This window comes from Actinokineospora baliensis (assembly GCF_016907695.1).
In the GTDB taxonomy this organism is placed as follows: Bacteria; Actinomycetota; Actinomycetes; order Mycobacteriales; family Pseudonocardiaceae; genus Actinokineospora; species Actinokineospora baliensis.
The window spans coordinates 6,135,708-6,147,808 of record NZ_JAFBCK010000001.1; the positions used below are offsets into that span (position 1 = coordinate 6,135,708).

At 72.0% G+C, this 12,101-nt stretch carries 11 protein-coding genes; 8 read left to right on the top strand and 3 right to left on the bottom strand.

Annotation, left to right across the window (positions count from 1 at the left end; all coding sequences use genetic code 11):
* Positions 1-63 precede the first annotated feature (63 nt).
* The 4 genes from mptB (at position 64) to JOD54_RS27285 (ending at position 4,739) form a co-directional block, all read left to right on the top strand.
* The gene (mptB, locus tag JOD54_RS27270) at positions 64-1,680 is read left to right on the top strand and encodes a polyprenol phosphomannose-dependent alpha 1,6 mannosyltransferase MptB (protein ID WP_307860327.1); all 1,617 of its coding nucleotides are present in this window, start codon (positions 64-66) and stop codon (positions 1,678-1,680) included.
* 11 nt (positions 1,681-1,691) lie between these two features.
* Positions 1,692-2,618: an ABC transporter ATP-binding protein gene (locus JOD54_RS27275; protein WP_204454635.1), complete on the top strand. Its 927-nt coding sequence runs from the start codon at positions 1,692-1,694 to the stop codon at positions 2,616-2,618.
* A complete protein-coding gene (locus JOD54_RS27280) occupies positions 2,615-3,394 on the top strand; it encodes an ABC transporter permease (protein WP_204454637.1) in 780 nt (259 codons plus the stop codon). The genes JOD54_RS27275 and JOD54_RS27280 overlap by 4 nt, the downstream gene beginning before the upstream one ends.
* 397 nt (positions 3,395-3,791) lie before the next feature.
* The gene (locus JOD54_RS27285; protein ID WP_204454639.1) at positions 3,792-4,739 is read left to right on the top strand and encodes a COX15/CtaA family protein; all 948 of its coding nucleotides are present in this window, start codon (positions 3,792-3,794) and stop codon (positions 4,737-4,739) included.
* A gap of 6 nt (positions 4,740-4,745) precedes the next feature.
* On the opposite strand, the gene JOD54_RS27290 is transcribed toward JOD54_RS27285, so the two are convergent.
* The gene (locus JOD54_RS27290; protein WP_204454641.1) at positions 4,746-5,057 is read right to left on the bottom strand and encodes a hypothetical protein; all 312 of its coding nucleotides are present in this window, start codon (positions 5,055-5,057) and stop codon (positions 4,746-4,748) included.
* Positions 5,058-5,195: 138 nt separating this feature from the next.
* On the opposite strand from JOD54_RS27290, the gene JOD54_RS27295 reads away from it, so the two are divergent.
* On the top strand, positions 5,196-6,167 hold the full coding sequence (locus JOD54_RS27295) for a quinone oxidoreductase family protein (RefSeq protein WP_204454644.1): 972 nt from the start codon (positions 5,196-5,198) through the stop codon (positions 6,165-6,167).
* 758 nt (positions 6,168-6,925) lie between these two features.
* On the opposite strand, the gene JOD54_RS27300 is transcribed toward JOD54_RS27295, so the two are convergent.
* A complete protein-coding gene (locus JOD54_RS27300; protein ID WP_204454646.1) occupies positions 6,926-7,369 on the bottom strand; it encodes a MarR family winged helix-turn-helix transcriptional regulator in 444 nt (147 codons plus the stop codon).
* A gap of 89 nt (positions 7,370-7,458) precedes the next feature.
* Here JOD54_RS27300 and JOD54_RS27305 point away from each other — a divergent pair, with 89 nt between their 5' ends.
* Entirely contained in the window at positions 7,459-9,507 is a 2,049-nt protein-coding gene (locus JOD54_RS27305) for an MMPL family transporter (protein ID WP_204454648.1), read from the top strand.
* A gap of 58 nt (positions 9,508-9,565) precedes the next feature.
* On the opposite strand, the gene JOD54_RS27310 is transcribed toward JOD54_RS27305, so the two are convergent.
* Positions 9,566-10,171 (bottom strand): FKBP-type peptidyl-prolyl cis-trans isomerase, encoded by a 606-nt coding sequence (locus JOD54_RS27310; protein ID WP_204454650.1) that lies wholly within the window; start codon positions 10,169-10,171, stop codon positions 9,566-9,568.
* 190 nt (positions 10,172-10,361) lie between these two features.
* On the opposite strand from JOD54_RS27310, the gene JOD54_RS27315 reads away from it, so the two are divergent.
* Together JOD54_RS27315 and JOD54_RS27320 are read left to right on the top strand one after the other, a co-directional pair.
* Positions 10,362-11,366, top strand: a complete 1,005-nt coding sequence (locus JOD54_RS27315; protein ID WP_204456680.1) for a hypothetical protein — start codon at positions 10,362-10,364, stop codon at positions 11,364-11,366.
* 46 nt (positions 11,367-11,412) lie between these two features.
* The gene (locus tag JOD54_RS27320) at positions 11,413-12,030 is read left to right on the top strand and encodes a hypothetical protein (protein WP_204456682.1); all 618 of its coding nucleotides are present in this window, start codon (positions 11,413-11,415) and stop codon (positions 12,028-12,030) included.
* The last annotated feature ends 71 nt before the right edge of the window (positions 12,031-12,101 follow it).

Sequence of the window (12,101 nt, forward strand, 5' to 3'; positions counted from 1 at the left end):
GTTGATCATGTCGGTGGGCCTGGTCCGGTTCCGGTCGGTCGGGCTGCCGCTACCCTTCCGGTCGTGGTGGCGGGAGACACGACGCGGTTGGCGCGGGCGGGGGACGAGCCGGGGCGGGCTGGGTCCGGGCCGTTGGACGAGCGCGAGCGGCGGCAGTTGGACGTGGTGCGCCGGTTCGGGACGGTGGGGTCGCTGCTGCTGACCATCGGGTCGCTGGGGGCCGGGGCGGCGCCGGTGTTCAACCCGGTGTTCCGGATCCCCGTGCTCGGGCTGTTCAGCCGGATGACCACGGTGGCGCTGGCGTTCGCGTTCACCGGGGTGTTCATGATCGTGCTGGCCTGGCTGGCGCTGGGGCGGCTGTCGCGGCCGGGGCGGGCGCGGGCGGTGTCGGTGCCGCAGATGGCCCGCACGCTGGTGATGTGGATCGCGCCGCTGGTGTTCACCGTGCCCAGCTTCAGCCGCGACGTCTACAGCTACCTGGCGCAGAGCGAGATCGTGGCGATGGGCCAGGACCCCTACACCGTCGGCCCGGCGCAGGCGCTGGGGGTCAACCACCCGCTCACCCAGGGCGTGCCGACGATGTGGCGGGAGACGCCCTCGCCGTACGGGCCGCTGTTCCTGACCCTGGGCAAGGCGATCAACTGGCTCACCGGCGACCACGTGGTGGCCGGGGTGGCCGCGCACCGGGCGCTGGCGCTGCTCGGCCTTGCGATGATCATCTGGGCGCTGCCGAGGCTGGCGCGCCGGTTCGGGGTGAGCCCGGTCAGCGCGCTGTGGCTGGGCGCGGCGAACCCGCTGGTGCTGTTCCACCTGGTGGTCGGGGTGCACAACGAGGCGCTGGCGATCGGGCTGATGCTGGTCGGCTTCGAGGTGGCGCTGCGCGGGATGCCCAGGGTCACCCCGGACGGGCCGTTCCCGCCGTGGCAGCGCGGGGAGCTGCTCTGGTACGCCGTCGGCGCCGCGGTGATCACCCTCGGCGCGGCGGTCAAGATCCCGGCGGCGCTGGCGCTGGGCTTCCTCGGGGTGATGATCGCCCGCCGGATGGGCGGCTCGTGGAAGAACCTGTTCGCCGTCGCGGGCGGGCTCGGCGTGGTGTTCGCCGTGGTGCTCACCGCGACCTCGCTGGGCAGCGGCCTGGGCTACGGCTGGGTGGCGACGCTGAACACGGCGGCGACGATCAAGAGCTGGATGGCGCCGATGACCGCGCTCGGGTTCGGCGCGGGCTGGCTGGGCATCGTGCTCGGCCTCGGCAACCACATCGACGCCGCGATCACCGCCGGTCGCCTCGTCGGCGCGGTGATCGGCCCGCTGATCGCGGCGAAGCTGCTGCTGGACAGCTTCCGCTGGAAGCTGCGCCCGCTGACCGGCCTGGGTGTCAGCCTCGGCGCGGTGCTGGTGTTCGGCGCCACGGTGCAGCCGTGGTACCTGCTGTGGGCGGCGGTCCCGCTGGCCGCGGGCGCCGGGAACACCCGGTTCCGCACCGCGGCGATGGTGGTCAGCGCGGTGCTCGCGGTCGCGCTCGGGCCCACCGGGGCGACCTTCGACGGCCGGGTGTTCGTGCTGCCCTACGCCTACATCGGCGCGATCACCGTGACGCTGATCGCGGTGACCCTGGTCCGCAAGCACATCCCGCGTACCGAGTGGACGCCCGCCGGGGCCGTGACGCCGCCCACGCCCTAGGCTTGGTCGTTGTGAACACGCCCGCCGTCGAGGTGTCCGACCTGGTCAAGAGATACGGGTCCAACACGGCCGTCGACGGCATCGGGTTCGCGATGGCGCCGGGGTCGGTGCTGGCGCTGCTGGGACCGAACGGCGCGGGCAAGACGACCACGGTCGAGATCTGCGAGGGCTTCCGGCGCGCGGACGCCGGGACGGTGCGGGTGCTGGGTCTGGACCCGCGCACCGACGGCGCGCGACTGCGCCCCCGGATCGGCGTGATGCCCCAGGGCGGCGGCGCCTACCCCGGTGTGCGCGCCGGGGAGATGCTGCGGCTGGTGGCGGCGTGCGCGGCGAACCCGCTGGACCCGGCGTGGCTGATCGACACCCTCGGCCTCGGCTCGTGCGCGCGGACCCCGTACAAGCGGCTCTCCGGCGGCCAGCAGCAGCGGCTGTCGCTGGCCTGCGCGCTGGTCGGCCGCCCGGAGCTGGTCTTCCTCGACGAGCCGACCGCGGGCATGGACCCGCAGGCGCGGCGGCTGGTGTGGGAGCTGGTGGCCGCGCTGCGCGCCGACGGCGTCGCGGTGCTGCTGACCACGCACCTGATGGAGGAGGCCGAGGCGCTGGCCGACCACGTGGTGATCGTCGACGGCGGCCGGGTGGTCGCCGAGGGCACCCCGGCCGAGCTGACCGAGGAGCGGCCCGACACGCAGGCGCTGCGGTTCCGGGCGAAGTCGGGGATGGACACCGGTCTGCTGGTCGCGGCGCTGCCCGAGGGCTGCGACGTGTCGGAGCCCTCCCCCGGTGGTTACCTGGTGACCGGGACGGTCGACCCGCAGGTGGTGTCGGCGGTGACGGCGTGGTGCGCGCAGCAGGGCGTGCTCGCCGAGGAGCTGCGGGTGGGTCGGCGCAGCCTCGAAGACGTCTTCCTCGACCTGACCGGACGGGAGTTGCGCTCATGAGCGGTCGGTTCGCCCCCGGCACGTTCACCCCGGCGCCCGGTGCGGGCGCCCCGGTGCGGATGCTGCTGACCCACGCGCGCACCGAGGCGGTGCTGACGCTGCGCAACGGCGAGCAGGTGCTGCTCACCCTGTTGATCCCGTTGGCCCTGCTGGTCGGCCTCACCTACGTGACGGTGATCGATCTGCCGCAACCGCGGGTGGATTCGCTCGTGCCGCGGGTGTTCGCGCTGGCGGTCATGTCGACGGCGTTCACCGGGCAGGCGATCGCGCTCGGGTTCGACCGTCGCTACGGGGTGCTCAAGCGGCTGGCGGCGACGGCGTTGCCGCGGTGGTTGCTGGTGGCCGGGCGGGTCTTGGGCTGCCTGGCGGTGGTGGCGCTGCAGCTGGTGGTGCTCGGGGTGACCGGGGCGTTGCTGGGGTGGTCGCCGTCCGCGGGCGCTCTGGTGTGGACGGTCGTTCTGGTGGTGCTGGGCACGCTCACCTTCGGCGCGCTCGGCGTGCTGCTGGGCGGGTCGCTCAAGGCCGAGGTCGTGCTGGCGCTGGCGAACATCATCTGGCTGGTGCTGCTGCTGGCGGGCGGCATCGTGCTCACCGTCGACTCGCTGCCCGCCGGGATGGCCGATGTGGTGCGGCTGCTGCCTTCCGCGGCGCTGACCGAGGGCCTCACCGACGCGCTGGTGCGCGGGACGGCGCCCGCGGTGTCCACTGTGGTCACCCTGCTCGGCTGGGGCGCGGTCGCGGGCCTGGCCGCCACCCGGACCACGAAGCTGGTCTGACCAGGGCTCGGCGGCTGCCGCCGGACGGTCGTGGGGGATGAACCGGTCCGACGGCAGCCTGGAAGGCGGTGGGGGAGTCCACCTTCCGCGACGGAGTGTAGTTCGCCGTGATCACTGCGTGGGGTCCTTTCGCGAGCATGCCCACACTTTCCGCGATCGCCCCTCGGTGAGAGCCCGCGCACGCTAGTGGTGCGACTCAGAATGTTGGCCGTGTATCGGCCCGTCCACGGCGTGGCTGGCAAGGCGCCGGAACGGCCTCGTACTGGGCGTACTCGGTCGTTTCGGCAACGCCGCCAGGCGCGTCGTGGGCGGGCCGAGACATGGTCAAGGTTCTGGGTCGCACCACTAGCCCCGGGCCTGGTCACGACCCTCAGTGACGCGGGCCTACCATCGGCGGGTGCCGCTGGAGACGCTGAAAGCCCGCATCGATGCCCTGCCGACCCCGAGCGTGCGCCTGCAGCGAGCGGTCGCGATCGCCGTCGTGGTGACGCAGGCGCTGATCGCGGTCACCGGGTCGGTGGTGCGGGTGACCGGGTCCGGGCTGGGCTGTTCGACGTGGCCGCAGTGCCAGCCGGGGAGCCTGGTGCCGGTGTCGCACCCGGAGTTCGCGGCGCTCAACCAGTGGATCGAGTTCGGCAACCGCCTGCTGACCGGCGTCGTGGGGATCGCCGCGTTCGCCGCGTTCGCCTTGGCCTACCTGGCCCGGCCCAGGCGCAGGCACTACGTGCGGCTGGCGTTCGCGATGCCCGCGGGCGTCGTCGTCCAGGCCGTCCTCGGCGGCATCACGGTCCGACTCGACCTGCTGTGGTGGACCGTCGCGGTGCACTTCATGGCGTCGGCGGTGATGGTGTGGCTGTCGGTCCTGCTCGTCGATGCGGTGGATCCCGAACCCAAGCGCGCGAGCCGGGTGCCCGCGGCGCTGCCGGGCCTGCTGACCGGATCGGTCGTCGTGCTGGTGGGCCTGTTGATCGCCGGGACGATGGTGACCGGCGCGGGCCCGCACGCGGGCGACCCGGAGACGCCGCGCCTGGACCTCCCGGTGGAGACGCTGGCACACGTGCACGCGGCGTTCTTGTTCGTGTACCTGGGAATGGTCCTGGCGGCAGGCGTACTGCTGCGCACCGGCGCTGCGGACCGACCGCTGTGGCGGCGGTACTGGGTGCTGGTCGCGGTGGTGGTGGCGCAGGGGGCACTCGGGTTCGTGCAGTTCTGGACCGGGGTACCGGAGCTGCTGGTGTCGCTGCACGTACTCGGCGCAACAACAGTGATCGCGGCGACGTCGGCGCTGTGGTGCGGCACTCGGGACCGATCGCCTGCCGAAGCCCCGCAGCGGGTGTCGGCCTAACCAGGCCTAACCTCGGGTACGGGCCGCCATCTTGGCTCGGTGCTCGGGGCCGATGCGGGTGGCTGTGACGGTGTCGCGGTCCCATTCGCTGAGTTCCAGGCCCTCGACCTGGTCCACGAGCGCCTCACCGACCGAAGTGCTGGACACGACCACGTCCCCCATCGCACCGTCCGCACCGACGAGGACCACTCGCGCACCCGCACGGCCGATGGGCTCCACCACAGCCCTCGACGGCTGTCCGTGGGCGGCGACGAAGGAGGCGGCCGAGCGCAGCGCGGCGGCTGGGACCTGCGGGTTCTCGTCAGCTGTGTTCGCCATGGGTCAGCAGCCTAGGTGCTAGCGGGGTCGCGGACCCGGCGAGCGTGAGCGGGCGCACTCCCGGATGCCGGGAGGCGGTGCGCCCGCCGTGGTCGCGGGTGGTAGGAACGGGTGCGTCGACGCGGAAGGAGAACGCCAGTGCCCCAGGCGATCGTGGTCTCGGTGAACGGTGGACCCGAGGTGCTCGTCCCCACCGAGGTGCCCGCCCGCTCCCCCGGCGCGGGCGAGGTCCTGGTCCGGGTGGCGGCGGCGGGCGTCAACTTCATCGACACCTACCAGCGCGCGGGCATCTACAAGGTGCCGACGCCGTTCACCCCCGGCATGGAGGGCGCGGGCACGGTCGAGGCGGTGGGCGCGGATGTCACCGAGCTCGCCGTGGGTGACCGGGTCGCGTGGGCGCAGTCGATCGGCAGCTACGCCGAGCAGGCCGTGGTCCCGGCGGCCTGGGCGGTCCGCGTCCCCGACGAGGTCCCCGACGACACCGCGGGGGCGACCCTCCTGCAGGGCCTCACCGCCCACTACCTGGTGACCTCCACCTACCCGGTCGTCGAAGGCGACACGGTCCTGGTCCACGCCGCCGCCGGTGGGGTGGGTCTGCTGCTGGTCCAGCTGGCGAAGGCCCGCGGCGCCACGGTGATCGGCACAGTGTCCACTCCGGACAAAGAGCGCCTGGCCAGGGAAGCGGGCGCCGACGAGGTCATCCGCTACACCGAAGAGGACTTCGTCACCCGAACCCGCACCCTCACCAACGGCGAAGGCGTAGCAGCCGTCTACGACGGCGTAGGCGCCACAACCTTCGACGGCAGCCTCGCCACCCTCCGCCCCCGAGGCGTCCTGGCCCTCTTTGGAGCCGCGAGCGGCCCAGTCCCCCCTGTCGACCCCCAACGCCTCAACGCGGCGGGCTCCGTCTTCCTGGCCCGCCCCTCCTTGGCCCACCACCTGGCGACCCCAGAGGAAAACCGCTGGCGAGTGGACGAGGTACTGGGCGCCGTCGCCCGTGGCGAACTCCACGTGAATATCACCGGCCGCTACGCCTTGGCCGATGCCCGCCGCGCCCACGAGGACCTGGAAAGCCGAAAGACCACCGGCAAACTCCTCCTACTCCCCTAGCTTCCGGGCACCCCCCTGGACTCCAACAGCACTGCCGACCGCTGGACACTCGGAAGCCGCCGGTACCAACCCAGCCCCCCGAGCCAGCCCGCTCAACCCGGCCCACCGAGCCCACCCCGCCAGTCCGACCACTGGACACTCGGAATCCGCTGGTGCCAAAGCAGCCCACCGAGCCAACCCCACCAAACCCACCCACCGAGTCAGCCCCGCCAGCCCGACCACTGGACACTCGAAATCCGCTGGTGCCACCCCAACCCACCGAGCCAACCCCACCAAACCCACCCACCGAGTCAGCCCCGCCAGCCCGACCACTGGACACTCGGAAGCCGCCGGTACCACCCCAACCCACCGAGTCGGCCCACCCAAACCCACCCACCGAGTCAGCCCCGCCAGCCCCACCACCGCTCCCGGAAGTCGCTGGTGCCAACTGCTCGATGGGGTGGACCTGTTTTGTGTGGGGGGACGGCAGCCGTAGCGTCGCCTCGCTGCAGGGCCATGCTTTTCGGCCCCTGCTTTGCGGTCCTGCCACGGCTGTCGTAGGGGCCCCACGCAAAACAGGTCCACCACATCGAGCCTGCACTCAAATCGCGGATCGGCGCGCGATGCCGCAGGCGAGCCGATGATCCGATGCAATGCCGAAGGCGAGCCGAAGATCATCTAACCCGAAAGCCCCCGATATCCACCCTACCGAGGCACACCGACAAAACAGGCGCCGCAAGAAAGCCTGTGGACAGCCACCCGTGTTGTGGACAACGCGGTCACCGCTCCGGCCGCACCGCCCGATCGATCCCCAGCGTCGTCACCAATTCCACCAACTGCAGCCGAAACGCCTCATAATCCCGCACGGCCCCCAGTACCTCCGGTGCCTCCCGCTCCGCCCGCAGCGCGTCCGCGTGCACCACCCGCCCCGCGTCCGTCAGCGTCACCAGCATCCGGCGCCGATCCGAGGGGTCCGTCCCCCGCTCCACGAAGCCCGCTCGGTGCAGCCGCTCCACTGTTCGGCTCATCGTTTGGTCGGTGACCTTGGCGCCGTGGGCCAGGGCTCGTTGGGTGCGGGGGCCGTCGAGCAGGAGGTGCAGGGCGATGAGGCCCGCGTGGGTGAGGCCGCGGGTGGCCAGGAACTCCTGCCAGGAGTGCTCCACCAACCGCGCCGCGACCGACAGCAGGCGGCCGGTCGGCCAGGAGGCCACCGGGTCCGGCATGTCCACCCTCCTCCGCCCGAGTTGCGTTGTTCAGCGTGCTGAACAATTATGTGTCGCGACCCCACGCCGGTACCCGCACTAGGGACGCGATGACAGACAACCGTACCCGCGCCGCAGCGGCGCGCTGGATCCTGCCCGCACTGCTCATCGTCGCCTGGTTGGTGGTCGGTGGGATCGGCGGACCCCTGCAGGGCCAGCTCAGCACCGTCCAGCGCAACGACAACGCCGCGTTCCTGCCCGAGTCCGCCGAGTCGACCAGGGTGGCCGAGCTGCAGAAGGGCTTCGCCGAGCAGAGCTCGCTGCCCGCGGTGCTGGTCTTCGAACGGCCCGGCGGGCTGACCGGGGAGGACCAGCGGGCGATCACCGCGGCGCTCGCCGAGGTGGCCGGGGTGCCCGGCGTCGGGCCGGTAACCCCGCTGAAGCTGTCCACACAGGACAAGGACGCCGCCCAGTCGGTCGCGCTGCTGCCGACCGGGGGCGAGAAGCCGCGCGAGGTGGTCGCCGACATCCGGGAGAAGCTCGCCGGGTTGCCCGAGGGGCTGGCGGCGCACGTGACCGGGCCCGGCGGGCTGATCGCCGATTTCACCGCGGCCTTCGGCGGGATCGACGGCCTGCTGCTGGGGGTGACCGCGGCGGTAGTCGCGCTGATCCTGGTGGTGGTCTACCGCAGTCCCCTGCTGCCGTTCGTGGTCCTGCTGACCGCCGGGCTCGCGTTGTGCCTGGCGGTGGCGGTCGTGTACGCGCTGGCCAAGGCCGAGGTGCTGACCCTCAACGGGCAGAGCCAGGGCATCCTGTTCATCCTCGTCTTCGGCGCCGCCACCGACTACGCGCTGCTGCTGATCGCCCGCCTGCGCGAGGAGTTGCGCCGCCACGAGTCCAAGGTCGCGGCCACAAAGGCGGCCCTGCGGGCGGCGGCGGGACCCATCGCGGCGTCAGCGGGCACCGTGATCGCCGGTCTGCTCTGCCTGCTGATCTCCGACCTGCGGTCCAACTCCAGCCTGGGCCCGGTGGCCGCGATCGGCATCGCCGCGTCGCTGGCCGCCTCGCTGACCTTCCTGCCCGCGGTGCTGGTGTTGTTGGGACGGACCGCTTTCTGGCCGTCGCGACCGAAGTACGGGTCCGCCGAGGAGGAGCGGCCCACGCGCGGGGTATGGCCGAAGGTCGCCGGGCTGGTCGGTCGCAGGCCGCGCGCGGTCTGGCTGTTGAGCACGCTGCTGTTGGCGATCGGTGTCGGGTTCCTCCCGCAGTTGCGCTCCGACGGCGTGGCGCAGAGCGAGCTGTTCCTCACCGAGGTCGATTCGGTCACCGGGCAGCAGGTGTTGGCCCGCCACTTCCCCGCGGGCACCGGCTCCCCCGCCATCCTGATCACGGCGGCGGGCTCGGCCGAGGAGGTCGTGCGGATCGCCAAGGACACCGAGGGCGTCGCCGACGCCGGACCGCGCACCGCGAAGATCGTCGATGGCCGCGTCGAGCTCTCCGCGCTGCTCAAGGACGCGGCCGACAGCCCCAACGCGCTCGACACCGTGCAGCGGCTGCGCGAGCGGACCCGCGACGTCGGCGGCACCCTGGTCGGCGGGCCCAGCGCCAGCCAACTCGACGTGCGCACCAGTTCGCTGCACGACCGCAAGATCATCATCCCGGTGGTGCTCGCGGTGATCTTCGCCATCCTGGCGCTGCTGCTGCGCGCGCTGCTGGCCCCGCTGCTGCTGATCGGCACCGTCGTGCTCTCGTTCGCCGCCACGCTGGGGGTGAGCGCGCTGGTGTTCAACCACGTGTTCGACTTCCCCGGGGCGGACCCGAGCGTGCCGCTGTTCGCGTTCGTGTTCCTGGTGGCGCTGGGCATCGACTACAACATCTTCCTGATGACCCGGGTCCGCGAAGAGGCGCTCGTGCACGGCACCCGCGACGGCGCGCTGCGCGGGCTCACCGTCACCGGAGGTGTGATCACCTCGGCCGGTGTGGTGCTGGCGGCCACCTTCGCCGCGCTGGCGGTGCTGCCGATCCTGTTCCTGGCGCAGATCGCGTTCCTGGTGGCCTTCGGCGTGCTGCTCGACACGCTGCTGGTGCGGTCGCTGCTGGTGCCCGCGCTGACCGTCGACATAGGACGCAAGATCTGGTGGCCGAGCAAGGTGGGCTGAGACGTGAGAGGGGCGCGCCCGGAATCGGGCGCGCCCCTGGGCAATCAAGAGACAGTGGTCAGGAGACCTTCACCGCGTCGATGACGAACACCAGGGTCTCGTTGGGCGCGATGCTGGTGTTGCCCCGCGCGCCGTAGCCCTTGTCCGGCGGCACGACCAGCAGCCTGCGGCCGCCCTGCTTCATCCCGGTCAGGCCCTCGTTCCAGCCCGCGATCACCTGGGCCTGGCCCACGTTCTCCAGCGGAAACGGCTGGCCGCTGTCCCAGGAGGAGTCCTTCTCCTGGCGGTCGGACCAGGTCACCAGCACGTAGTGGGTGTCCATGGTGACGCCCGGCTTGACCTCGGGGCCGGTGCCCTCGATGAGGTCCTTGCTCTGCAGGCCGGTCGGCGCGCCGCACGCGGGCGGGATGGTGATCTTCGGCTTGCTGCCCGCCGCGCCCTCGACCAGCACGTCGTCGACCGAGCACTCGGCGCCGCCGCCCTGCTGCTTGGTCGCCGACGGCGCGACCGTGGTGGGCGCCGCGGCGCTGCTGGAGGTGGGGCGCGCCTTGGCGCTCACCGTCGCGTCACCGGGGGGCTGGGTCGAGGCCTGCTCGGAGTTGGCGCAGGCGGTGAGGCTGACCCCCACGGCTACCGCGATCATGAACTTGCCGACGTTGCGCATGGCGGCAGCCTAGGTGGCGCGGCGGACCGGGGCACCAGGTGCCCCGCCACCGGTGGCGGAAAGGCACCCACCGCGGCGCTCACCCGATATTCGCAACCCACGCCCCAGGTGGTCGGCGTAAAGTGACTGTGAGCGCCCGTTCGGATACCGCAAGCGGTCCAGCCGGGCGTCGGTCGAGGAGGTGACCGCCTTGCCCGCGGACGCCAAAGGCCTCCGCTCCCACCCCATCCAGGACCTGTTCTGGACCCGCACCGGCCTGCTGCTGTTCGTCATGCTCGTCGTGTCCGGGCTCTCGATGTGGGTGTCCAGCGAGCTCGACCCCGGCCTCGGCAAGAACCTGCTCACCGCGCTGGGCACCGGGACCCTGGTCTCCTCGGTGGTCGGCTTCGGCCAGACCCTGATCACCGCGAGCGCCGCCCAGCGCGCCATGGTCACCCCGGTGATCGAGGAGAGCCGCAAGGCGCTGCGCGAGCTGTCGGCGGAGTACCGCTCGCTCAACCAGGAGTTCTTCCCCACGCACGTGTTCGAGGCCAGCACCGAACCGGACCCGGCGTTCAACGCGCTGATCATGACCGACCTGCGGCAGACCAGGCAGCTGTGGTTCCGCGGCTTCTCCGGCCGCTACGCCGCGGCCAGGATGCTGCTCTCGCCCGCGCAGTGGGAGGTGCGCGCGGTGCTGGCCGACCCGCGCGAGCGCGGCGCGATCAGCGGCCGCGCCAGGCACCTGGCCAGGCACCAGGGCGCCAGCGCCGACTTCGAGCAGATCCAGCGGACCCTGCACGAGGAGATCCGGATCGGCCTGGTCGGGCTGTACCTGGCGCGCGGGCGCTGCGCGGGCATCGACGTCACCGTGATCGCCGACCCGCCGCTTGACCGGGTCGAGCTGTTCGACGACTGCGTGTGGATCACGCTCTACAGCGCGGTCGCGGGCGCGCCGTCGCTGTACCCGCGCACGCTGCGCTTCTCCGAGGGCTCGTTCATCTACGACATGCAGCGCGCGGAGTTCGCCAGGGTGCACGCCGCGCGCGAGGCGCACCGGTTCGTGCTCACCCCCGACACCGGCCGCGCCGAGTTCTGCGCGCACTTCGCCGCGATCACCGGCTCCTCCCTGTCCGAGGCCGAGTTCCTCGACCTGGAGGCGAAGTTCCACCAGTTCCGCCACGAGTTCTCCACCAAAGCCGAGCTTGAGAGCTGATGCCGTGTCCTCCCCGGTGCCCGCGCTGTCCCAGCTGGCACAGCGCATGCGCGAGATCGACCCCGTCCCCCGTCCCGACCTCCCCTACCCCGCCGCGCACTGGTCCGAGGTGTACGACGGCGTCTCGTCCTGGGTGGACGGTGCGGTGCTGCGCGCCGTGCTGCGCCGCCACTTCGCCGACCTCGACCCGCGGCGGGCGGAGGCGTTGGCGGCCCGTTCCCGCGAGACCACCACGCACTTCGCCTGGTGCCTGCGCGACCGCCCGGCCGAGCCGTTCACCTTCTGGCTGCACGAGTACAAACCCCGGCACGAGTGGCGGCCGGGGTACGCCGATTCGGTGCACAACCACCGGTACCACTTCTGCACGGTGATCCTGCGCGGCGGCTACCGGCACGAGCGCTACGCCACCGACCTGGACCGGACCACGGGGTTGATCACCGGGGTGCGGCTGACCAGGCGCACCGAGTGCCTGGCAGGCGACTCCGGGTTCCTCACCGCCGAGGACTTCCACCGCATCCCGCGCGCCGAGGACGGCACGATGACGTTCCTGGTCAAGTCGCGGCCGGTGCGCAGGTGGAGCCTGTCGTGGGACCCGTCGACGGGGATCGGGCACCGGCACGTCCCGGTCGAGTCCCGGCTGGAGGAGCTCACCAGGCGGCTGTGACCGGGGCGGCTGTGATCAAGATGACGGTGACGTAGGCGACTGTGACGAAGGCGGCGGTGCCGCCCGGCGAG

What these genes read in the sequence shown, in the direction of transcription:
- JOD54_RS27280 (WP_204454637.1), top strand. Translation starts at nt 2,615, where the DNA reads ATGAGCGGTCGGTTCGCCCCCGGCACGTTCACCCCGGCGCCCGGTGCG.
- JOD54_RS27320 (WP_204456682.1), top strand. Translation starts at nt 11,413, where the DNA reads ATGCGCGAGATCGACCCCGTCCCCCGTCCCGACCTCCCCTACCCCGCC.
- JOD54_RS27290 (WP_204454641.1), bottom strand. Translation starts at nt 5,057, where the DNA reads ATGGCGAACACAGCTGACGAGAACCCGCAGGTCCCAGCCGCCGCGCTG.
- JOD54_RS27310 (WP_204454650.1), bottom strand. Translation starts at nt 10,171, where the DNA reads ATGCGCAACGTCGGCAAGTTCATGATCGCGGTAGCCGTGGGGGTCAGC.
- JOD54_RS27300 (WP_204454646.1), bottom strand. Translation starts at nt 7,369, where the DNA reads ATGCCGGACCCGGTGGCCTCCTGGCCGACCGGCCGCCTGCTGTCGGTC.
- JOD54_RS27305 (WP_204454648.1), top strand. Translation starts at nt 7,459, where the DNA reads ATGACAGACAACCGTACCCGCGCCGCAGCGGCGCGCTGGATCCTGCCC.